The 21,660-nt window shown below is 49.3% G+C and carries 20 protein-coding genes; 6 read left to right on the top strand and 14 right to left on the bottom strand.

The features are described 5' to 3' along the window. Positions 1 to 59: 59 nt before the first annotated feature. From DXV75_RS08880 to DXV75_RS08855, 6 genes are all read right to left on the bottom strand, one after another. Entirely contained in the window at positions 60 to 1,208 is a 1,149-nt protein-coding gene (locus DXV75_RS08880) for a cupin domain-containing protein (protein WP_115593045.1), read from the bottom strand. Positions 1,209 to 1,225: 17 nt separating this feature from the next. Continuing rightward, a complete protein-coding gene (locus DXV75_RS08875; RefSeq protein ID WP_115593044.1) occupies positions 1,226 to 2,443 on the bottom strand; it encodes an adenylate/guanylate cyclase domain-containing protein in 1,218 nt (405 codons plus the stop codon). A gap of 61 nt (positions 2,444 to 2,504) precedes the next feature. Next, positions 2,505 to 3,881, bottom strand: a complete 1,377-nt coding sequence (gene purB / locus DXV75_RS08870) for an adenylosuccinate lyase (RefSeq protein WP_115593043.1) — start codon at positions 3,879 to 3,881, stop codon at positions 2,505 to 2,507. Between the two features lie 14 nt (positions 3,882 to 3,895). Then, the gene (hflD, locus tag DXV75_RS08865; protein WP_115593042.1) at positions 3,896 to 4,522 is read right to left on the bottom strand and encodes a high frequency lysogenization protein HflD; all 627 of its coding nucleotides are present in this window, start codon (positions 4,520 to 4,522) and stop codon (positions 3,896 to 3,898) included. Further along, the gene (mnmA, locus tag DXV75_RS08860; protein WP_281268911.1) at positions 4,522 to 5,643 is read right to left on the bottom strand and encodes a tRNA 2-thiouridine(34) synthase MnmA; all 1,122 of its coding nucleotides are present in this window, start codon (positions 5,641 to 5,643) and stop codon (positions 4,522 to 4,524) included. The genes hflD and mnmA overlap by 1 nt, the downstream gene beginning before the upstream one ends. Before the next feature lie 211 nt (positions 5,644 to 5,854). Then, positions 5,855 to 6,406 carry a pseudouridine synthase gene (locus DXV75_RS08855; RefSeq protein ID WP_115593040.1) on the bottom strand — a complete coding sequence of 184 codons (552 nt, stop codon included), beginning with the start codon at positions 6,404 to 6,406 and terminating at the stop codon, positions 5,855 to 5,857. Positions 6,407 to 6,849: 443 nt separating this feature from the next. Here DXV75_RS08855 and DXV75_RS08850 point away from each other — a divergent pair, with 443 nt between their 5' ends. Then, entirely contained in the window at positions 6,850 to 9,075 is a 2,226-nt protein-coding gene (locus DXV75_RS08850) for an NADP-dependent isocitrate dehydrogenase (RefSeq protein WP_115593039.1), read from the top strand. A gap of 190 nt (positions 9,076 to 9,265) precedes the next feature. Here the strand turns inward: DXV75_RS08850 and cspD are convergent, their stop codons facing one another. After that, on the bottom strand, positions 9,266 to 9,484 hold the full coding sequence (gene cspD, locus DXV75_RS08845; protein ID WP_115593038.1) for a cold shock domain-containing protein CspD: 219 nt from the start codon (positions 9,482 to 9,484) through the stop codon (positions 9,266 to 9,268). Between the two features lie 211 nt (positions 9,485 to 9,695). Here cspD and clpS point away from each other — a divergent pair, with 211 nt between their 5' ends. Both clpS and clpA read left to right on the top strand, forming a co-directional pair. Continuing rightward, complete coding sequence (clpS, locus tag DXV75_RS08840; RefSeq protein ID WP_115593037.1) at positions 9,696 to 10,016, top strand: ATP-dependent Clp protease adapter ClpS; 321 nt, start codon at positions 9,696 to 9,698, stop codon at positions 10,014 to 10,016. A gap of 26 nt (positions 10,017 to 10,042) precedes the next feature. Then, positions 10,043 to 12,319 carry an ATP-dependent Clp protease ATP-binding subunit ClpA gene (gene clpA / locus DXV75_RS08835; protein WP_115593036.1) on the top strand — a complete coding sequence of 759 codons (2,277 nt, stop codon included), beginning with the start codon at positions 10,043 to 10,045 and terminating at the stop codon, positions 12,317 to 12,319. Between the two features lie 80 nt (positions 12,320 to 12,399). Here clpA and infA read toward each other — a convergent pair whose 3' ends face one another. The 4 genes from infA to trxB form a co-directional block, all read right to left on the bottom strand. Beyond that, positions 12,400 to 12,618 carry a translation initiation factor IF-1 gene (gene infA, locus DXV75_RS08830; protein ID WP_008844395.1) on the bottom strand — a complete coding sequence of 73 codons (219 nt, stop codon included), beginning with the start codon at positions 12,616 to 12,618 and terminating at the stop codon, positions 12,400 to 12,402. Positions 12,619 to 12,693: 75 nt separating this feature from the next. Then, positions 12,694 to 13,407, bottom strand: coding sequence for an arginyltransferase (locus tag DXV75_RS08825; protein WP_115593035.1), 714 nt, complete (start codon positions 13,405 to 13,407; stop codon positions 12,694 to 12,696). Further along, positions 13,404 to 14,150 carry a leucyl/phenylalanyl-tRNA--protein transferase gene (gene aat, locus DXV75_RS08820; protein WP_115593034.1) on the bottom strand — a complete coding sequence of 249 codons (747 nt, stop codon included), beginning with the start codon at positions 14,148 to 14,150 and terminating at the stop codon, positions 13,404 to 13,406. The genes DXV75_RS08825 and aat overlap by 4 nt, the downstream gene beginning before the upstream one ends. A gap of 65 nt (positions 14,151 to 14,215) precedes the next feature. Then, the gene (gene trxB / locus DXV75_RS08815) at positions 14,216 to 15,172 is read right to left on the bottom strand and encodes a thioredoxin-disulfide reductase (RefSeq protein ID WP_115593033.1); all 957 of its coding nucleotides are present in this window, start codon (positions 15,170 to 15,172) and stop codon (positions 14,216 to 14,218) included. Positions 15,173 to 15,568: 396 nt separating this feature from the next. Here trxB and yfbV point away from each other — a divergent pair, with 396 nt between their 5' ends. Then, positions 15,569 to 16,018 carry a terminus macrodomain insulation protein YfbV gene (yfbV, locus tag DXV75_RS08810; protein WP_115593032.1) on the top strand — a complete coding sequence of 150 codons (450 nt, stop codon included), beginning with the start codon at positions 15,569 to 15,571 and terminating at the stop codon, positions 16,016 to 16,018. Between the two features lie 60 nt (positions 16,019 to 16,078). On the opposite strand, the gene DXV75_RS08805 is transcribed toward yfbV, so the two are convergent. After that, positions 16,079 to 16,564: a SprT family zinc-dependent metalloprotease gene (locus DXV75_RS08805; protein WP_115593077.1), complete on the bottom strand. Its 486-nt coding sequence runs from the start codon at positions 16,562 to 16,564 to the stop codon at positions 16,079 to 16,081. Between the two features lie 3 nt (positions 16,565 to 16,567). Next, positions 16,568 to 18,430: a signal peptide peptidase SppA gene (sppA, locus tag DXV75_RS08800; protein WP_115593031.1), complete on the bottom strand. Its 1,863-nt coding sequence runs from the start codon at positions 18,428 to 18,430 to the stop codon at positions 16,568 to 16,570. Between the two features lie 228 nt (positions 18,431 to 18,658). On the opposite strand from sppA, the gene DXV75_RS08795 reads away from it, so the two are divergent. Next, positions 18,659 to 19,270: an HvfX family Cu-binding RiPP maturation protein gene (locus DXV75_RS08795; protein ID WP_115593030.1), complete on the top strand. Its 612-nt coding sequence runs from the start codon at positions 18,659 to 18,661 to the stop codon at positions 19,268 to 19,270. Positions 19,271 to 19,339: 69 nt separating this feature from the next. Next, entirely contained in the window at positions 19,340 to 19,906 is a 567-nt protein-coding gene (locus DXV75_RS08790; protein ID WP_115593029.1) for an NAD(P)H nitroreductase, read from the top strand. A 72-nt stretch (positions 19,907 to 19,978) separates the two neighbouring features. On the opposite strand, the gene pyk is transcribed toward DXV75_RS08790, so the two are convergent. Next, on the bottom strand, positions 19,979 to 21,415 hold the full coding sequence (gene pyk / locus DXV75_RS08785; protein WP_115593028.1) for a pyruvate kinase: 1,437 nt from the start codon (positions 21,413 to 21,415) through the stop codon (positions 19,979 to 19,981). Between the last annotated feature and the right edge of the window lie 245 nt (positions 21,416 to 21,660).

Here is a 21,660-nt window from a genome sequence, read left to right as displayed (position 1 = left end):
AATGCCACCTGTTTGATTCTTCCTGCCGGTGTTATCCGGCAATCAAAGTTACAGTTCTGCTATTCATCCGTAAAAAACCACAATCCCTTGTTTGTTAGTTTACACAATAGCTGCAAAAAATCTAACTTATCCACAGTTTGTTCAAGGGTGTGAGTCGACACTGGAGCCCCTTCCAGTACAGGGATGGCGGTAGATTTCAGTATGGCAGGTATCGAAAAAGACTCTCCGTCAACGTAGAAGGTAAAACGCTCCGTATCCTCCAGCTTGCTTTCAGCATACAGTGGTCGGCAGCCTGGCAAACGCTGCAAATGAGCGCCGTCTTCCAAAAGTTGAAGAATCTGTTGTTCAGTATAAAGACGCTCTGGAACATCAATGGTGAGGTTTTGCTCACTGAGGCAACGAAGTAATTCATTGGGCCAGTTCCGACTTTCCATACTGCTTTTGAGCAGGGCGGTCAGGGCGCTGAGATGCTGACTGGTTACCGCGCCTGGGGAGGCCGCCACACAGAGATCCGGGTCCGTGTAACGAAGATTATGACTCGGACTGGCAAGAACATGATCGAGCAGGTACTGCAACAGTTGGCTTTGGTCCGGTGCTCTGAAGCCTACTGAGTAGGTCATGCAATCCGAAACAGCGGTGCCGTTGTGAGGCCATCCGGGGGGAACATAGAGTACGTCGCCGGGGTGAAGTTCAACATCTATGATGGGCTCGAAAGGAGCAATCTGGCACAAATCCGGGTGTGGTTGCAGGCTTGGGTAATTTCCCGGAGCCCCCACTTGCCAGCGGCGTGAGCCTTTGCCCTGGACAAGAAATACGTCGTACTGATCAGTATGGGGGCCAACACCTGCACCGGCCACAGCAAAACTGACCATTAAGTCGTCCATCCGCCAGTAGGGAATAAAGCCAAAGCAATCCATAAGCGAGCTGCCTTCCTCCAAGAAGTGGTCGACGGCCTGAACCAGCAACGTCCATTTGCCCTGGCAGGGTTCTGAAAAGTCGTCAAACGGACCGTGGTGAACGCTCCATTGGCCGTTGTGGTGCTGAATAATACGGCTGTCTGCGTCGGGATCCTGCGCGAGGCCTGCCAAGTCATTTTCATCAAGAGGGTCTTCAAATCCGGGGAATACCTGGCGGAATACCGCAGGTTTCTTTTGCCAATAGGACTTGAGAAATTGTTGCGGGCTGAAATTGGCCAATCGGTAGCTCATAACAGGTAACTTGTGCTTCAGGTTTGTTGAACAGTATACGAAGCATTGGCTCTGCACTCAAAAATAGCCGCATTTTTACCGGATTCGACACAAACAAATGTCATATGAGCGGCAGCTTTATCGCGTAATACCGCAGCGTGGGTGCGGGCACAGCACCGGATATTACCCGGCCCGGAAGATTGCTCAAGCCGTGCAGCCAGGTTGACCGTTTTACCCCAGATGTCGTAGCTGGGTTTGTGCTTGCCTATAATGCCTGCGGTTACTGAGCCACTGGCGATACCAATCCGCAATTGGCAGGGCAGGGTAAACGTGAGGCAGAAGGCATTGAAGGATTGTTGCATGCGCAGGGCGAATCGACACATTTGGGTAGCGGGATGGCTGTGATGCTGGACGTGGATGGTATGCTTGCTTGCCACCGCCATGTATTCATCGCCATTGGTTTTTATTTTCTCTATGCCCAGTTGGGTAGCAAGGCTGTCGAATTCCCGGTATAGCGCATCCAGCATTTCGACTATCTGGTCGTCATCAAAGTAGTCACTCAGGCTGGTGTATCCGACAAAATCTGCGAACAGCACGGTCGCAAAGTCAATGCGCTGGGTTTCGCCGGGTTGCCACAGTTGGCCGGGGCGCGCTGGATGACTGGGGATTATTTTGGTGAGCAGTTCGCGGGATTGTTGATTTACCATTTTCAGGTAATGCCAGCGACGCTGGGTGTTATGGATAATGGAGCCTGATAATATAGTTGCCCCGGCCGCCAGTGTAAGCGCGTTGCAGAATCTGACAATCTGGTGCCAGTTGTTAAGAGGCCAGCACATGTATGCTTCAACTAAAACAAATCCAGTGGCAAAACTGATGGAAAGTGTGATTTGCTGCCTGATTTCACGGGAGGAATACAGCATTGCACAGGTAACCACACCCAGTAACAAAAAGTGCTGAACAAAAAGTTCTCCACCCCAAATTGATACCGCTATGAGAATGTAAGACCCAAAACTCAGATTCAGACAGATTCTTGCCTGTAGCAGCTTACCCCTGTTACACAGAAGTAGCACAAGCAGTAACGCAATAGTGTGTAATGCCAGGTTTAACAGTGCCAGCCCTGAGACATATGGAGCTAGCCAGATTGCAAAAGGCAGTTGCCCAAGCAGGCAGAACATCAGCAGTTTCGCTGAATGTCTTACCAGGTATAAACAGTGAGCCTGGTTGGAATTTTCTGAGAAGGGGGAAGTGGTATTCACTTTGCGGCTCTTTTTGTATGAGGGGGCGGTTGCCCCCTCTCAGAGCCAGAGTAGCGATTGCTTAGTTTGAAAGTAACTGATCTACCATACGGATTGCCTGGCCGATGTACGAAGCCGGGCTCAGGGATTTGAGTTCGGATTTCGCATTTTCGGGCAATTCGAGATTATCAATAAATTCGGCAATTACCTGGGCATTGACTTTCTTGCCGCGGGTCAGCTCTTTGAGTTTTTCGTAGGGTTTTTCAATCCCGTAACGGCGCATTACAGTTTGAATTGGCTCTGCAAGCAATTCCCAGTTGTTGTCGAGTTCGGCCAACAGGCTGGATTCATTGACTTCCAGCTTACTGATCCCCTTAAGCGTAGCCTGATAGGCGATAACGGCATACCCGACACCAACGCCCAGGTTCCTCAGCACTGTCGAATCGGTCAGGTCACGCTGCCAGCGGGAAACTGGTAGCTTTGCTGCCAGGTGGTCGAAGATGGCGTTAGCCAGCCCTAAATTCCCTTCCGAATTTTCAAAGTCAATTGGATTGACTTTATGAGGCATGGTTGAAGAGCCAATTTCACCCGCTATGGTTTTCTGCTTAAAGTGACCCAGGGCAATATAACCCCAGACATCCCGGTCAAAATCAAGCAGGATGGTGTTGAATCGCGCTACCGCATCAAACAGTTCAGCAATGTAGTCGTGCGGTTCGATTTGGGTGGTAAATGCATTCCAGCTCAATCCCAGGCTGGTCACAAATTTTTCAGAGGCAGCGTGCCAGTCAACATCCGGATATGCTGAAAGGTGCGCGTTGTAGTTCCCTACTGCACCATTGATTTTACCCAGCAGGCTGACTGCGGCGATCTGTTCGCGCTGGCGCTTGAGGCGTACCGCAACGTTTGCCATTTCCTTACCCATTGTTGTAGGGGAGGCTGGCTGTCCGTGGGTCCGCGCCATCATGGGTACACTGCGGTATTCTTTGGCAAGACGGGTCAGTTCAGAAATTAACTTGTCACAGTATGGCAGCAACACTTCTTCGCGAGCCGCTTTGAGCATCAACCCATGGGAAAGATTGTTGATGTCTTCTGAGGTGCAGGCAAAGTGAATGAATTCGCTGATAGCGTTGAGTTCACTGTTGTGCGAGACTTTTTCTTTTAAAAAGTATTCAACCGCTTTAACATCGTGGTTGGTGGTGCGCTCTATTTCCTTGATACGCAGGGCATCGTCAACGCTGAACTCTTTTACGATGCTGTCCAGCAACTGGTTGGATGGGGCGCTGAATGCAGGCACTTCTGTAATTTGCGGGTGAGCTGACAGCATTTGCAGCCAGCGAACTTCCACTTCTACCCGATACTTGAGTAACCCGTACTCACTAAAAATGCTGCGTAACTCGGTGCTTTTGCCCGCATAGCGGCCATCGACAGGGGAAATAGCCGTTAACTGAGTCAGTTCCACCTTTTGCTCCTCAATCAGTTTATAAATCTGAGTGCCTGTTTGGCACTGTGTAAAATTTGTTTGCGACGAAACAGAATATGACGGCGTTTGCCTCCCATTTGGCGCCACATCACCGCAGCACGCACCCCAGCCAGCAACAGGGCCCGAACTTTGTGCTGGTTGAGCGGCTGGCCAAGGTAGTCCGGATTGCCGGCCACCTGGATACGAGGGGCAAGAGGGCTGACGATATCGCTGTAAATGCTTGCCAACGCCGCGACAATCTGAGCGTTATCAAAATCCACATGAGCCAGTTGGCGTTGAACATGGGAAATGCGTTCAGCAAGTTCATTCAAAGCGGCAGGCTTGCTGGAAAGCTTGCGTTCAAGGCCCAGAATGCTGGCAATATAGCGAGTCAGTTCCGTATCTTTTGTTTTGCTTTTGTCAGACAGCTGGCCTACCAGGGTTTGGTAACCCACTTCCAGATTACTCAGTTTGCCAAACACGTGCTGTGGCGTTTCCGGGTCGGTTACCAGGATGCTTGACAGGCTCGCCTCAAACGCCTGTTTGTCTGTCTGGCCGCGGCGGGCAAGCTGCTGCACCAGTGCGGCAGCCTGACATACTCCGGCCAGAGCCAGATGTTGTTCGATTTCAGGTTCTAACATTAACGAATGTAGCTCTCTATAATGCCGCCACCAAGGCAGACTTCCTGTTGATAGAAAACCGCCGACTGGCCGGGCGTGACAGCTTTTTGCGGCTCGTCAAACTTAACTTCTACGCTGTCTGTGCCCATAGGGATGAGAGTGCAGGGAATGTCTGCCTGCCGGTAGCGCGTTTTCACAACTGCTCGCATCGGTTGCGAGAGTGGTTGGCGGCTTACCCAGTGTAATTGCTCGGCGACAAGGCCTTTCGAGTACAGGCGGGGGTGATCGGCACCCTGTCCAACAATCAAAACGTTGCGCTGAACATCTTTGTCGACTACGTACCAAGGGTCATCGCCGTGGTCTTTCAGGCCTCCAATATGGAGCCCTTTGCGCTGCCCGAGGGTGTGATACATCAAACCCTCATGCTCACCGATGGTTTCACCTTCGGCGGTTTCAATCACGCCTGGCTGGGCAGGAAGATAACGTGCCAGAAAGTCTTTGAACTTGCGTTCACCAATAAAGCAGATGCCGGTAGAGTCTTTTTTGTCGTGGGTGATAAGGCCCTGTTGCTCAGCAATTTCGCGAACTTTAGGCTTCTCCAGGTGGCCTACTGGGAACAGGGTTTTGGCAATGTGCTGCTCTCCCAGTGTATACAGGAAGTAGCTTTGATCCTTGTTGTGATCCAGACCACGCAGCATTTGCCAGTGTCCGTTCTCATAGCGTCGCTGAACATAGTGACCGGTTGCAATGTAATCTGCGCTCAGATCTTCGGCGGCGAATTCCAGAAAGGCTTTGAACTTGATTTCCTTGTTGCACATGATGTCCGGATTGGGCGTGCGGCCTGCCTTGTATTCAGCGAGGAAATATTCAAATACGTTGTCCCAGTATTCGGCAGCAAAGTTTATGGTGTGCAGTTCTATACCCAGTTTGTCGGCAACCGCCTGGGCGTCGGCCAGATCATCTGCAGCGGCACAGTATTCGTCGTTGTCGTCTTCTTCCCAGTTTTTCATAAACAGGCCTTCGACCTGGTATCCCTGTTGTTGCAACAAATAGGCGGATACAGACGAATCCACGCCGCCGGACATTCCTACGATGACTTTTTTCTCGGATGGTGATTCAGGGAAATGGGTTGAATTGGACACCTTGGTTTAAACACTCACTCTGGCACAAAAATAAAGGTGGCGGATTTTACCAGAATAATTCACCAAAGGCACGATTCAGGGCGGGTTAAATGCCGCGCAAAGGGTTATAAATTATTGCCTTTTGTTGCAGGCAGGAACCGATGTGCAACAACCGGTTATTATTTTGGTGTGCAGGTACCAGGCTCGCGGCAGACCACAAAACCTGCCTTTTTCAGGACATGGGAAGGATCAGGTACTCACCATTGGGTATTCCGTCCAGTGTCCAGCTTCCCACCCGGTAACGAACCAGTCTGAGGGTAGGGTAACCCACGTTCGCTGTCATGCGTCGTACCTGGCGATTCCTTCCTTCGCTGATGGTGATGGCCAGCCAGCTGGTAGGGATGTCGCGGCGGTAACGCACCGGTGGTGTGCGGGGCCAGAGGTTAGGTTCTTCTATGGCCTGTATTTTGGCAGGTCGGGTCAGACCGTCTTTTAGCTCTACACCCTTGCGCAGAGCCTCTATAGCTGCGTTGTCCGGAATTCCTTCAACCTGCACCCAATAGGTTTTGCTGGTTTTGGCTCTGGGATGGGCAAGTTTGTGTTGCAGCTTGCCCTGATTGGTTAGTACCAGAAGACCTTCCGAGTCTCTGTCGAGTCGGCCGGCGGGATAAACATCCGGCACCGGAATGTAATCTTTCAGGGTACGGCGCCCCTCCTGATCCGTAAATTGGGATAACACGTCGTAGGGTTTATTGAACAGAACTACGCAGGGGGGATGAGCCATGGAATACCTTTGATGAGTGAAAGACCAGTGAGCATCTTTCGGAACCGGAAGTGCCGTTTCAGCTGGAATAAAATAACCAAAAAGAAAGAATTGTATCAATATTTTAGCTGACTTTGCGCAGATTTGAATCGTTAAGACAAAGGTATGACTTGTAACTGGCATAATCGTCCCTATACTAGTGGACGCGGCAGTTCAAGTGCCAGTCAACACTGATAAAAATGAACTGACCCGAATCTTCAGTGGTTTATCCGCTTTTCACACCATGTAAATTTATTACAACTGGTGTACGGATTCATGAAGCTGTTTCGTATCTACACAATGTCCCGCCCCAAGCCTGCAGAGGACGCAGAGTGGTTTGGCAATGAGGCGTGATGGGTTGTACGGAACAGAGCTGGAATGGACTAACATACGGTACACGGTTACCGACAACTTTGAGGTATATAATGACCAAAGCCAAGTCGACTATCATCTATACCAAAACAGATGAAGCGCCTATGTTGGCGACGTATTCGTTGCTTCCTATCATCCAACGTTTTGCCAGTGCTGCAGACATTGAAATTGAACTGAGCGACATATCTCTGGCGGGGCGTATCCTGGCGAGCTTCCCTGATTATCTGACGGAAGAGCAAAAGGTACCGGATGCGTTAGCGGAACTTGGTGCAATGACCCAGGACGCGAACGCGAATATCATCAAGTTGCCGAATATCAGTGCGTCCATTCCCCAGCTTCGCGCCGCCATCAAAGAGTTGAATGCAAAAGGTTTTGGCGTTCCGGCGTTCCCGGAGTCGCCAAAAACGGAAGAAGAAAAGAACATTCGTGAACGTTACGGCAAGATTCTCGGCAGTGCCGTTAACCCTGTGTTGCGCGAAGGTAACTCAGATCGTCGTGCTCCTACGGCAGTAAAAAATTATGCCCGCAAGCATCCGCATTCAATGGGAGCATGGAGCCAGGCTTCGCGTTCCCACGTGGCACATATGCGTGGTGGTGATTTTTACTCCAGCGAGAAGTCTACAACCGTCACAAAAGACGGGCATGTCAGCATTGAATTCACCGATAAGCAGGGCAACAGGAAAACCCTGAAGCCACGAGTAGACTTGTTGGCCGGCGAAGTGATTGACGGCATGTTCATGAGCAAAAAATCTCTGTGCAAATTTTTTGAAGAGCAAATCGAAGACGCCAAAAATACCGGCGTGTTGTTCTCATTGCACGTAAAAGCGACCATGATGAAGGTGTCTCACCCTATCGTGTTTGGTCACTGCGTCAAAGTATTCTATAAGGCGCTGTTTGATAAGTACGCCGACCTGTTCAAAGAGCTGGGTGTCAACCCTAACAACGGTCTGGGCAGTGTTTATGACAAAATAGCCAGCCTGCCGGAGTCCCAGCGCTCTGAAATTCAGCGTGACATTAATGCGTGTTATGAAGACCGCCCACCGATTGCAATGGTGAACTCCGACAAGGGGATCTCTAACCTGCACGTACCCAGTGACGTGATTGTCGACGCCTCCATGCCGGCCATGATCCGTAACTCAGGCCAGATGTGGGGACCGGACGGCAAGGCCCATGACACCAAAGCAGTGATCCCTGAAAGTACTTACGCAACCATCTATCAGGAAGTGATCAACTTCTGTAAAACCCACGGTGCATTTGACCCGACTACAATGGGTACCGTGCCTAACGTAGGTTTGATGGCACAGAAAGCGGAAGAGTACGGTTCACACGACAAAACCTTTGAAATCGAAGCCGATGGTAAGGTTCAGATCATTGACCAGGATGGTACGGTTCTGATTGAGCATGAAGTTGAAGAAGGCGATATCTGGCGTATGTGTCAGACCAAAGATGCGCCTATTCAGGACTGGGTGAAACTGGCAGTAACCCGTGCACGCCAATCCGGCATGCCAGCCATTTTCTGGTTGGACGACGAACGTGCCCATGATGCCCAGTTGATCAATAAAGTAAATCTGTACCTGCAAGAGCATGATCTTGAAGGGCTGCACATTGAGATCATGTCACCTGTCCGTGCCATACGTTACAGCATGGAACGTGCAATCCGTGGTCTGGATACCATTTCCGTTACCGGTAACGTACTGCGCGACTACCTGACTGACCTGTTCCCAATTTTGGAGTTGGGTACCAGTGCCAAGATGCTGTCTATCGTACCTCTGATGGCTGGTGGTGGCCTTTATGAGACTGGTGCTGGTGGTTCTGCACCCAAGCACGTGCAACAGTTCGTTGAAGAAGGCCACCTGCGTTGGGATTCCCTAGGTGAATTCCTGGCACTGGCGGTTTCCTTGGAAGATGTAGCCATCAAGCATGACAACACCAAAGCGAAAATTTTGGCCGCAACGCTGGACAAGGCTACTGAGTCGTTGCTGAACAACGGTAAGTCACCACTGCGCAAAGCTGGGCAACTGGATAACCGTGGCAGCCACGTATATCTTGGATTGTACTGGGCGCAGGAACTGGCCAATCAAAGCGAAGATGCTGAACTGGCACAGCAATTCAAGCCGGTTTATGAGCAACTGTCGGCCAATCTGGACAAAATCATCGCTGAGATAGATGAAACCCAAGCAAAACCGCAGGATATTGGTGGTTACTACTATCCTGAAGAGGCTAAAGTGTCAAAAGCTATGTCACCCAGCGAAACCTTACTGAGTGCTTTGCAAGCCTGATTCAGGTTTAAATCAGAAAAGCCCGGCTAGCTAGCCGGGCTTTTTTTTACACATCAGCAATAACCATCAGTTTGCGCTGAGTCTTCGACCAAGCGGCTTAACGCTTGATTGACAGACATAAAAAAGGCCCTCTACTGACCGCTAAAACAGCAGAGGGCCCTTCGCTTATTCGACTCGCTGTGAGCTTAAATTACCGCTCAGGTTCGTCTACAAGGCCAATGTTTTCAGCGTGCAGCCCTTTAGGACCCTGCTGAATGTCAAAAGTTACCTCCTGACCAGCCTTAAGTGAACGATAACCTTCCATTTGGATGGTAGAGTAGTGGGCAAAAATGTCCTCACCACCATCTTCCGGAACGATAAACCCAAAACCCTTAGCGTTGTTAAACCATTTAACTTTACCAACCGCCATACTTCAACTTCCTCTTATCCTGATCCTTGAACTAACACACGGAAGCCCCCACAATAGATAACACCTAGGGGCTTATGGCTATGCGCGTCACTACACATAACCATATCGAAACTGTAGATATTTTGACCGTCATATGTCAAGCCTTTAATGGATATTTAATTAAATTCAAAATTTACTGCGATTTTGACCGCACAAGCACTATGATTATTTTATGAGTAAAGACAACATATTCGGGATAGAAAAGGAAAAGCAAATAGAGGCCGTGCGCAGGAAAACGCAGCCGCCTCCTATGTATAAAGTGTTGTTAAACAACGACGACTATACCCCTATGGATTTTGTTGTCGAAGTGCTGATGCAGTTTTTTAATATGGATGCAGACAAAGCCAACCAGTTAATGCTCACTGTGCACTATCAGGGCAAGGCTGTGTGTGGCATATTTACAGCAGAGATTGCAGAAACCAAAGTGATGCAGGTCAACCAATACGCGCGAAAGCATCAGCATCCGCTTATGTGCACCATGGAGCAGGCGTAAGTCAACGAATAAAGAGGGCGAGCCATATGTTGAATAAAGAGTTAGAGCAGACGCTTAACGAAGCTTTTGTGTTTGCCAGAGAGCATCGTCATGAATTTATGACGGTGGAGCATTTGTTGTTGGCATTGCTGGACAATTCGGCTGCTCGCGAAGCTCTTAAAGCTTGCGGTGCAAACATTGATTCCATTAAGTCCGAACTGATTGAATTTGTAAAAGACACCACCCCCCTGATTCTTGAAGAGCAAGCCAACGAGCGGGAAACGCAGCCTACATTAGGGTTCCAGCGTGTACTTCAACGTGCCGTATTTCATGTTCAGTCTTCCGGCAAGGACGAAGTGACCGGCGCCAATGTTCTGGTAGCTATATTCAGTGAACAGGAATCCCAGGCAGTTTACATTCTCAAAAAATCCGATGTAACCCGGCTCGATGTGGTGAATTTTATCAGCCACGGAGTCAGCAAAATGGACGAAGACGCGCCAGGCACTCCCGAGAGCCAGGAAGAAGCATCGGATTCGGATGAAAACGGATCTGCGCTGAGTAAATATGCCACAGACTTGAACAAACAGGCCAAAGACGGAAAAATCGACCCCTTAATCGGTCGCGATCTGGAATTGGAACGAACCATACAGATACTTTGTCGTCGGCGAAAAAACAACCCGCTTCTGGTCGGTGAAGCCGGTGTCGGTAAAACCGCCATCGCTGAAGGCCTTGCGTATCGAATTGTTAACGACGAAGTTCCTGAAGTTATAGCTGAAAGTACAGTGTACTCCCTTGATTTGGGAGGGTTGCTGGCTGGAACCAAATATCGTGGTGATTTTGAGAAACGGCTAAAAGCCATTCTGCGTGAGCTCGGTAAAGATCCGAATGCCATCCTGTTTATTGATGAAATTCACACCATTATTGGAGCCGGAGCCGCATCGGGTGGGGTAATGGATGCGTCAAACTTGCTCAAGCCCAAACTGAGCAGTGGTGAATTGCGCTGCATTGGTTCAACCACCTATCAGGAGTATCAGGGCATATTCGAGAAAGACAGAGCCTTGGCAAGACGATTCCAAAAGGTGGATGTAATCGAGCCCAGTGTCAGCGATACCACCAAGATCCTGCAGGGATTAAAGTCACGCTATGAAGAACACCACAGCGTGCGATTCACGCAAAAGGCGTTGCAGGCTGCTGCAGAGTTGTCGGCCAAATACATTAATGAACGTCATTTGCCGGATAAAGCTATAGACGTTATGGACGAAGCCGGAGCGAGTCAGCGTTTGTTACCGGTATCAAAGCGTAAGAAAACCATTAATGTATCGGATATCGAACACATTATTTCCAAGATGGCACGCATACCGGAGAAATCAGTATCGGCTTCTGATAAGGAAGTACTCAAAAACCTTGGTCGGGATCTGAAAATGGTGGTATTTGGCCAGGACAAGGCAATTGAGACCCTGACTGATGCCATTCATCTTTCCCGAGCCGGTCTGGGTAACGAGAAGAAGCCCATTGGCAGTTTCCTGTTTGCCGGCCCAACAGGGGTAGGGAAAACCGAAGTTACTCAGCAACTGGCTAAAATCATGGGTGTAGAGCTGATCCGGTTTGATATGTCTGAGTACATGGAACGGCATGCGGTTAGCCGGCTAATTGGTGCACCTCCAGGCTATGTGGGTTTCGACCAGGGTGGCCTGCTGACGGATGCGGTGATTAAAAACCCTTACTCAGTGGTACTGCTGGATGAGATAGAAAAGGCACACAGTGACATTTACAACATTCTTCTGCAGGTAATGGACCACGGTACATTAACCGACAATAATGGCCGTAAGGTCGATTTCCGGAATGTCGTGGTAGTGATGACGACCAATGCTGGTGTGCAGGAAACCGTGCGCAAGTCCATCGGGTTCAAGCAACAGGATCACAGCCACGATGCCCTGACGGAAATAAATAAAGTCTTCTCGCCTGAATTTCGCAACCGACTGGACGGCATCATCTGGTTTAATCATCTTGATAGCGAGATTATTCTTCAGGTTGTTGATAAATTTATCATCGAATTGCAGGCACAGTTGGACACCAAAGGAGTGTCACTTGAGGTAACTGCTGCAGCCCGGGCTTACCTGGCTGAAAAAGGTTATGACAAGTCTATGGGCGCAAGACCGATGGCCCGACTTATTAAGGAAGAAATTAAAAAGGAACTGGCTAACGAACTGTTGTTTGGTGAGTTGAGCAAGGGCGGGAATGTCAGGGTTGACCTTGGAGAAGATAAACTGGTATTCGAGTTCACCGGCATTAAAGCACAAAATGCCGAAGAGGAATCCAGTTAACGCCTGAAATAATCTTCATACGCGAAAAAGCCCGGCATTGTCCGGGCTTTTTTGAACGAAGATTACCGCTTGATGATGTATTATCTGGCGCGATAGATGATACGACCTTTTGTGAGATCGTACGGAGTCATTTCCACGGTGACTTTGTCGCCAGTTAATATACGAATATAGTTTTTACGCATCTTTCCGGAAATATGCGCTGTGACCACGTGGCCATTTTCAAGTTCAACGCGGAACATGGTGTTGGGCAGGGTGTCCAGAACCGTGCCTTCCATTTCAATACAATCTTCTTTTGCCATTTAAAGCAGCTACCTCAGTAAGTCAAAATTTTTGCCGCGCAGACATTAACCAATTAGTGCCGTGCTGTAAAGGGATCACGGGACTTTTTTGGCGTTTCTCTGCCATTTGTTGTCGCTGAATCGTTCGTGGGGGATGAAGTTCTGTTTATAATCCATTTTTCGGCATCCTGCCACATGATATCCCAAATACAGGTATTTGCGTCCCAGCTGGCGGGCAAAACTGATTTGCTGCAAAATCATCCAGGTACCAATGGAATCTTTTTCCCGGTTGGGGTCGAAAAAGGTGTAAAGCGCTGAAAGTGCCTGTTGGTCTGATCCGGCGTTGATGTCATCGGTTACGGCTACTGCAATCAGGTCATTTTGGTCATAGGCTTCGATAAAAACAGGCGGCTTCCAGCGACATTGAATAAAACTGTCGAATTGCTCCCGGCTGGGTGGGAACATTGTTCCGTCTGCGTGGCGGCAATTTATGTACTTTTCATATAAGCGATAATACTGTTCAGCAGGTGTCCTGCTGAAGCGAGATTCAAAAGATTTATTTTTTTTCAGAATGCGTCGCTGGCTGCGTGAAGGAAGAAAATCATCTACTGGGATACGAATCGACTCACAGGCCTGACAGCGGGGGCAGTGCGGTCGGTAAATTTGGTCACCGCTGCGGCGAAAGCCAACCTGAATTAACTGACCATAGCGCCATGCCTGATTCATGTCTTCGTCAGCATACACCAGCAACTGTTCGTGCTGTTGGGGTAAATAGCTACAGGAAAATGCCTGGGTTATGCCAAATTTCATGGCGTAATTTCCTGGGGACACCAGCAGTGTCGATATTCTGAGAGGATATGGCCACCGCTGTCCAAGGTCAGGTTATTGGCTTTCAGCCGAACAATAAATTCTTCTCTCGGGATAGGCGTTGCCCCCATGCTGGCAAGATGATCGGTAGGCAACTGACAGTCGATGAAAGCCAGGTTATGGGCTTTCATATGGGTAACCAGTGCATACATTGCCAGTTTCGAAGCGTTAGTCCGATGGTGAAACATGGACTCACCACAAAACACTTTCCCTACCGCGACGCCATATAAACCACCTACCAGGGTGCTTTCGTCCCAAACCTCTACCGAATGAGCCAATCCTGCCTGGTGAAGCTCAAAATATGCATGTTGCATGTCTTTGGTGATCCAGGTCTCCTGACTTACCTGCTGAGTGTGAGGGTTGAGCCGGGAAATCGTTGCACATGCACGGATTACTGCGCCGAAGTTCTGATTAAGTGTGACCTGATAGCGCTTTTGGCGGCTTAGCTTTGCCAGACTGCGGGACAGATGAAAACAATCCAAGTCTATTATGGCTCTGGGATCCGGGGACCACCACAAAATAGGCTCCTGCTCGCTGAACCAGGGAAAAATACCGTTGCTGTAGGCATTGAACAGACGATTGATATCCAGTGTGCCACCAAACGCAAGCAGTCCATTTGGCTCGCTTAGCGCCTCGGATACGCTGGGAAAAGGAGCGTGTTCGGTAAGGTAGGGCAGTTCGATCATCAGTTGCCGTCTGCGGTAGTCGATGAGGGGATTTAAACTTAAATCCCCTCTGTTTTGGATTGCTATTACGCTTTTAAGCCATCGAGGTATTTTTCAGCGTCCAGGGCTGCCATACAACCGGTACCTGCGGAGGTAATAGCCTGGCGATATACGTGATCACTGACATCACCTGCAGCAAATACACCTTCTACACTGGTTTGTGTTGCATTGCCATTCAGGCCACTGTTGACGACCAGATAGCCGTCTTTCATCTCAAGCTGACCTTCAAAAATGCCGGTGTTGGGCTGGTGACCAATCGCAATAAACAGACCCATGATATCCAGTTCTTCAGTAAGGTCGGACTGGGCATCTTTGATACGAATTTTGGTTACACCCATCTCGTCCCCAATCACTTCATCCAAAGTGCGATTGAGGTGCAAAACAACATTGCCGTTTTCGGCTTTGTCACGCAATCTTTGCTCAAGAATCTTCTCGCTGCGGAATTCTTCTCGACGATGAATAACATGTACTTCCGAAGCAATGTTCGAGAGATACAGGGCTTCTTCAACCGCTGTGTTTCCACCACCTACTACGGCTACTTTCTGGTTGCGATAGAAGAAGCCATCACAGGTTGCACAGGCCGATACACCTTTGCCCATGAAGGCTTGTTCACTTTCAAGGCCCAGATATTTAGCCGATGCGCCGGTAGCAATGATCAGAGCGTCACAAGTGTACACCCCATTATCACCATACAGGGTAAACGGACGTTTGCTCAGGTCGGTTTTATTAATGTGGTCGAAAATAATTTCAGTATTAAACTTTTCTGCATGCTTTTGCATTCTGACCATCAGATCCGGACCGGTCAGTCCTTCCGGATCGCCTGGCCAGTTTTCGACTTCGGTGGTGGTGGTCAGTTGTCCGCCTTGCTGAATACCGGTTAGTAACACCGGTTCAAGGTTGGCTCGGGCTGCGTAAACCGCAGCTGAATAGCCCGCCGGGCCGGAGCCAAGAATAAGTAGACGAACGTGTCTGCTTTCTGCCATTTTACTCTCCAATAGGTTCCCTCAACGGGAAAAATTTATTTGCTAGTTTGATTATATCAACCCACTAAAAATATGTGATCGCCTGAATGATAATATTCGCCAGTATTGCCCTATAGCGGGCGCCAATTTACATCCAGCGGCATCTAACTGCCTGATTTCGTTCGAATGGCGTTGATTTCTGCCAGTATTGATTTCTATAAGTTGGGGCGTTTTTACCGCATTCAATGGTTCTGTCTGTGTGCAGCGGCAGATATTATTACAATATTGTCACTTATCATGCCTTCTGCGCTATAATCAAAAAACTTATCAGTTATGGGTAATCGTTATTATCCATTCAGCGCCATTAATTGATACGGTTAACGGTGGTTTTACTAACGCGCTGCTGCGAGGTGAACAATGGCACATTCTGTGGTTTCCATGTTCAAAGATGGCCAGGACTACCTGAATACCTGGCCGGTCAAAAAAGAGTTGTATCCTTATTTCCCGGAATGTCGTGTTATCGCTGCGACCAAGCTGGCGCTGACGGTAATGCCTCCTTTGGCCATCCTGGTCTGCGCCGTGATGGTTAACATTCAGGGGTTAGCTTATCTGCCTCAGGCGCTGGCGATTGGTGCCTTTTTCCTCAGTCTGCCGTTACAGGGGTTGTTATGGCTTGGGCATCGTTCAAACCAGGTATTGCCACCTCAGCTTAAACACTGGTATCAGGATATTCATCGCAAGATGCAAGCAGAGGGCTGTGAAATCAGTTCAATGAAAACTCGCCCGCAGTTTAAAGAGCTGGCCAGTTTGCTCAAGGTTGCATTTGACGAGCTCGATCGCATCTTTACCCAAAAGTGGTTTCAGTAAATTCCTTCTAATCACAGCATATCCGCTGACTTCGGGTGGTTATCCTTACTGCCTGAAGTGTTAAACTTGTGTCAGAACGGCCTGACAACGGCGACATTTGTATTGCTGCCCGCGTAATATGTTGTTGTGGCGCCGGACGCCCAGGCTCAACACGCCGCAGTTACAGGAGTAATGAAAGCTTTTAAGTTCCAGGCTGGAAAGATCAAAATTGTGTGTCGTCTGGGGCGGTACATTAAACACATTCAGCATCAGATATTTCCATTCAGCCCCATGGGGTTTTACCCGTCCATACAATTGATAGGCCAGAAGGTGGCTGACCTCATGCGGGATCACTTCGTTGAAGTACGCTTGCAGATTTTCCTGGAGTAAAGTGGGATGAAAATTAATCCGGTTTTGCTGCAGAAACGCGGTCCCCGCATTTTTACCGGAGCGTCTGAAAGTTACGGCTGGGCGGGGAAATTCACGATTAAAATACTGTCGGGCGAGGTGATACAAGTCATCAATTGCTTGTATCACCCTGTTTTTGTCAGCTGTGGTGAGTGACACCAATTATCCGGCCTGACACTGCAGGCACAACACATAAACCCCTCTTGGATCATTGAGTTGCTGATACCAGTCAAATTTCGAAATTACCTGTTTGACCATGTCCATGAGTGCGCTGTTTGAGTCAGAGAACTGCATTTTAGCTGCCTGCACGAAGGCCTGGCCGAAAAACTCTTTCCAGAACAGTTCCTGTGGAGATAAAGTACGCTCAACATAGAAGGTTTCGTAATGCTCCAACCCGGCAAATTCAGCTGCCGAGGCGATGGCATCATCCAATTCCCCCAACTCATCTACCAGGCCCAATTGCTTGGCCGTTTCTCCTATCCAAACCCGGCCTTGTGCAATTTTGTCGACGTCTTCAACACTCAACCCCCGATTGCTGGACACCAGGTCAAGGAATTGCTGGTAACTGTGTTCGACGCTGGTTTGCAGTATTTGACCTACTCTTGGGTCCAGCGGACGTAAAGGAGACAAACCAGCGAGTTCTGTTGATCCTACACCGTCGGTATTAACGCCGATGTAATCAAGAGATTTTTCGTAGGTCATAAACAGCCCGAACACTCCTATTGAACCTGTAATAGTGCTGGGAGATGCATAAATCCTGTCGGCGCTGGCGGAAATCCAGTAACCACCGGACGCGGCGTAAGTGCTCATTGAGACAACCACCGGTTTGCCGACAGCCTTAAGTTCCAGAATTTCCTGACGGATCACCTCGGAAGCAAACGCGCTTCCTCCCGGCGAATCAACCTGAAGAACAACCGCTTTCACCTTGTCGTCCAAACGGGCCTTGCGCAGTAACCTTGCCGTGCTGTCGCCACCAATGGCACCTGCTTTTTGCTCACCATTCAGAATTGTTCCTTTGGCGACTACAATAGCAACTTTGTCAGCATTGGTCTCAATGTGTGGCAAGGGCGGGTTAATGACTTTCAGATAGGTGTCCAGCGTGGTGTAATTGATGCCGGTACCTTTTTCGTCTGTACCGACCAATGCGACCAGTTCAGTGCGCACTTCTTCACGGGTTTTCAGTGCATCTACCCAATTGTTCTTGAGCGCATACTGGGCAAAGTCACCGCCCACGGCGCCAAATTTTTCAACCAGTACGTCGAGTTTTTCGTCAAAATTGGTGGGGTCGAGATTTCTCGCGCTGGCGACATCCGCTTTGTACTGGGACCAGTAGGTGTCAAGCCACTCGCGATTTGCCTCTCGCGCTGCGTCGGACATGTCGTTGCGCATAAAAGGTTCGACGGCAGATTTGTATGTCCCGACCCTGAATATGTGGGTCGAAATTTTAAGCTTTTCCAGCAGATTTTTAAAATAGAGCCCGTACCGTCCGTAGCCTTCCAAAAGCAGGGCTCCCATTGGATTGAGGTACAGATGATCGGCGTGGGCAGCGAGGTAGTACTGATTCTGGCTGTAAAAATCGCCCAGTGCATAGACTGGCTTTTCCGAGGTTTTGAAATCATCTATCGCCCGGGCAATTTCACGCAGTTTGTCGAGACCGCCGCCGGTTAACCCTTGCAAGTCAAGAACGAGTGCCTTAATGCGTTTGTCCTGCTTAGCATTTTCCAGTGCTTTTACCACGTCTCTGACTAATACTTCCGGGTTATCCGGCTCTTCCCCCAGGGCTTCCTGCATAAACTGCTCAAAAGGATCCACCGATTCCTTTTCTATGACCAGATTACCTTTGAGGTTGAGATACAGAGCGCTGTCAGGATTGACAGAATGGGGTTCCTCACCACCGCTAACTGCTATGATGATCACCACTACCAGGAAGATGAAAATCAGATTGAAAAACAGTTTTCTACAAAAATTCAAGACCGTCCATAGGCCCACAAAAAGTGATTTGGTCCAGCTTCCGTTGACTGCCATATTTGCTAGATACCTCGTTGTTGTTTACTCCGTTATGTTATCGAAATTACCCAGGATCGCGAGTGAAAATTGTAAACTTTTGTAATCGTTAACTGCGGTGTGGGGCCGGCGTCGTGCGTTGCAGGTGGCAAAGCAGGAAAACGTAACTCTGAATGAAAGATTTTTGATGCCAAGCGGTTCTTTATACTTACAACTTCTACTTACAACATTGTTGACAGGAATTAACTCATGAGTGGCCCAATATTACCCGCATTACAGCAACGATTGCAGAAACTGGATGGCGTGCCGTTATTGATGCTAAGGCTGTATCTGGCTCCTGTTATGCTGCAGGCAGGTTGGAACAAGGTTGTAAATTTTGAGCAGGTGGTTACCTGGTTCGGCAATGTGGAGTGGGGGCTTGGATTGCCGATGCCCGCCCTGCAGGTAACCTTGGCAATTGGCGCGGAACTGTTGGGAGGTATCTTTCTCTTGTTGGGGTTATTCACCCGCCTGAGCAGCATTCCTCTAATTTTCACGATGCTGGTAGCGGCTGTGATGGTGCATTGGGAGAATGGCTGGCTTGCGATTGCTGACCCCCAAAGTTGGCTGGCAAACGGAGTGTTGCTTTACGATGAGTCCGTCGTCACGTCGGCCGAGAAACTTCAACGGGCTAATTCTTTACTGCAGGAATATGGGCACTATGACTGGTTAACCTCCAGCGGAAAGTTGGTGATCCTTAACAATGGGATGGAATTTGCTATCACCTATCTTGTCATGCTATTGGTTTTATTGGCCTACGGAGGCGGCCGATATGTCAGTGCAGATTACTGGCTACGTAGGGCCAGCAGTAATCTGCATTGAGAAGCTATACGATGTTTTCCGTATCTGGCATGCTAGTGGAGTCTATTGCCTGAGTGTAAGGAGTTTTAAGTGGACGCACTGACATTACTTTTAAATCGGCATTCCCAGCCGCGGTTGACCGAGCCGGCTCCCTCAGGTAGTTGTTTGGAAAACATTATGCAGGCAGCTCTGAGAGTACCGGATCATGCCGGTTTGAAGCCATGGCGATTCGTCGTATGTGAAGGGATGGGGCGGCACAGGCTAGGCAGCCTTTTTGAGCAATCTGCGGTTGCTAATGATAAATCGGCAAAGGAAGTTGAGCGGGCAGCCCAACTCCCGATGCGCGCCCCCATGGTTATTGTAGCGATTGCACGCTATACAGAGCATGCGAAGGTGCCATGGGTGGAACAGGTCGCGTCGGCTTCCTGCGCGGTTATGGCTATGCAGATGGCCGCATTTGCGCAGGGTTTCCAAGGTATTTGGAGAACCGGAGATTACGCGCATTGCGATACAGTAAAAACTGGATTGGGATTACAGCCTCAGGACGAAATAGTCGGATACCTTTATCTCGGAACTGCGGTAACAGAGGCGCCTGCAAAACCTCCCGTTGACGCAGGGATGTATTTTGCAAACTGGCGCTCGGTTTTCGAAGATTAACAATAAAAAAGCCGGAGTATCACTCCGGCTGATTTCTTAAAACCTTGTCAGGCCAAAGCAGCCCAGGCTTAGTTAGTCTACTTTCACAATTTTCATTGCGTTGGTCGAGCCGACTTTTTCCATTTCATCACCATAGGTGAGGATGACGCAGTCGCCCGGTTTGACCAGTCCATGCTCTTTTAAAACGTCCATTACGTCAGTTTTAAGCTGGCCTGGTTCACTGTTACGGGAATCAAAAAAGACCGGTTTAACACCGCGAAATAAGGCCATGCTATTGAGCGTTTCTTCGTGTCTGGACATGGCAATAATTGGCAGCGAAGTGGTAATGCGAGACATAAGTTTGGGGGTGTTACCACTTTCCGTCAGCCCAACAATCGCGCGGATACTGGGTAAATGGTTTGCAGCATAAACTGCTGACAGCGCAATAGACTCACTGACAGATGAAAAAATGTCGTCCATGCGGTGCTTGGATATCTTTATGCTAGGGTGGGTCTCGGCACCTTCACAAACCCTGGCCATTGCTTTTACGGTTTCAACCGGATAATCACCTGCTGCGGTTTCTGCAGACAGCATTACTGCATCGGTACCATCCAGCACGGCGTTGGCAACATCCATAACTTCTGCGCGGGTAGGCATGGGGCTGGTGATCATGGATTCCATCATTTGGGTCGCTGTAATCACCACACGGTTAAGCTGGCGGGAGCGAGAAATAAGCTTCTTCTGAACACCTACCAGTTCTGCGTCGCCAATCTCAACACCTAAATCGCCACGGGCTACCATTACGGCGTCAGAGGCGCTGATGATGTCGTCGATCGCTTCCGGGGTGGCAACTGCTTCTGCACGTTCAACCTTGGCGCAAATTTTTGCATGACAACCGGCTGCCTGGGCTAACTCGCGAGCGTAGTTCAGATCAGCACCGCACCGTGGGAACGAAACAGCAAGGTAGTCTACACCTATTTTGGCCGCAGTCTTGATGTCTTCCTTGTCCTTTTCGGTCAGTGCTTCTGCCGACAACCCGCCGCCCTGGCGATTGATGCCCTTGTTATTAGAAAGTTTGCCACCCACAGTTACAGTGGTGTGAACTTTACGGCCTTCAACTGAAGTAACCTGCAGCTGAATACGGCCGTCATCCAACAGCAGAATATCACCACTACTAACGTCGTCGGGCAGGGCCTTGTAGTCAATACCAACCGCCGTTTCCGTGCCGTCGTCCCTGGCCATTTCGGCGTCAAGGGTGAACGCGGCACCCACCTTAAGCTTCACCGAACCTTCCTTGAATCGTGCAACACGAATTTTAGGGCCTTGCAAATCACCCAGAATGGCTACGTACTTACCCAGATTTTTGGCCGCCTGGCGCACTCGTTGGGCACGCTCAATATGGTCTTCAGCCTGGCCGTGAGAGAAATTCATACGAACCACGTTGGCACCGGCCTCAATAATGGCCTGAATCATTTCAAGGGAATCGGTGGCGGGGCCTAAAGTGGCGAGGATTTTGGTTCTTCTAGTCATAGGATTGAGTCGCTATCTCGGTGTCGTTAGTACAGGTTCCGGGTATACACCCCTGGAATCGCCGGCTGAGAAATACAGCTGCTGAAATTGCGTTACGTAATTTAATTACAGAATTGTAGTCGAATTTATTAGAAATGTGAATGCCAGCCAACAATTAGTTAACTCACCATACCAGTATAGACTCAAAACAAAGGCTGGGCAGGCGTAAAAAAGCCGCTTCAACGCGGCTATGGGTTTTAAATCTG

This window comes from Alteromonas aestuariivivens (assembly GCF_003367475.1).
GTDB classification, from domain to species: Bacteria; Pseudomonadota; Gammaproteobacteria; order Enterobacterales; family Alteromonadaceae; genus Alteromonas; species Alteromonas aestuariivivens.
This window is presented reverse-complemented; position numbering and strand designations above follow the sequence as displayed.

Excerpts from the sequence above, each read along its gene's own strand:
- DXV75_RS08795 (WP_115593030.1), top strand. The coding sequence starts at position 18,659 with ATGAGTGGCCCAATATTACCCGCATTACAGCAACGATTGCAGAAACTG.
- cspD (WP_115593038.1), bottom strand. The coding sequence starts at position 9,484 with ATGGCGGTTGGTAAAGTTAAATGGTTTAACAACGCTAAGGGTTTTGGG.
- DXV75_RS08855 (WP_115593040.1), bottom strand. The coding sequence starts at position 6,406 with ATGGCTCATCCCCCCTGCGTAGTTCTGTTCAATAAACCCTACGACGTG.
- infA (WP_008844395.1), bottom strand. The coding sequence starts at position 12,618 with ATGGCAAAAGAAGATTGTATTGAAATGGAAGGCACGGTTCTGGACACC.
- pyk (WP_115593028.1), bottom strand. The coding sequence starts at position 21,415 with ATGACTAGAAGAACCAAAATCCTCGCCACTTTAGGCCCCGCCACCGAT.
- clpA (WP_115593036.1), top strand. The coding sequence starts at position 10,043 with ATGTTGAATAAAGAGTTAGAGCAGACGCTTAACGAAGCTTTTGTGTTT.
- DXV75_RS08880 (WP_115593045.1), bottom strand. The coding sequence starts at position 1,208 with ATGAGCTACCGATTGGCCAATTTCAGCCCGCAACAATTTCTCAAGTCC.
- DXV75_RS08825 (WP_115593035.1), bottom strand. The coding sequence starts at position 13,407 with ATGAAATTTGGCATAACCCAGGCATTTTCCTGTAGCTATTTACCCCAA.
- hflD (WP_115593042.1), bottom strand. The coding sequence starts at position 4,522 with ATGTTAGAACCTGAAATCGAACAACATCTGGCTCTGGCCGGAGTATGT.
- trxB (WP_115593033.1), bottom strand. The coding sequence starts at position 15,172 with ATGGCAGAAAGCAGACACGTTCGTCTACTTATTCTTGGCTCCGGCCCG.
- yfbV (WP_115593032.1), top strand. The coding sequence starts at position 15,569 with ATGGCACATTCTGTGGTTTCCATGTTCAAAGATGGCCAGGACTACCTG.
- clpS (WP_115593037.1), top strand. The coding sequence starts at position 9,696 with ATGAGTAAAGACAACATATTCGGGATAGAAAAGGAAAAGCAAATAGAG.
- DXV75_RS08850 (WP_115593039.1), top strand. The coding sequence starts at position 6,850 with ATGACCAAAGCCAAGTCGACTATCATCTATACCAAAACAGATGAAGCG.
- sppA (WP_115593031.1), bottom strand. The coding sequence starts at position 18,430 with ATGGCAGTCAACGGAAGCTGGACCAAATCACTTTTTGTGGGCCTATGG.
- aat (WP_115593034.1), bottom strand. The coding sequence starts at position 14,150 with ATGATCGAACTGCCCTACCTTACCGAACACGCTCCTTTTCCCAGCGTA.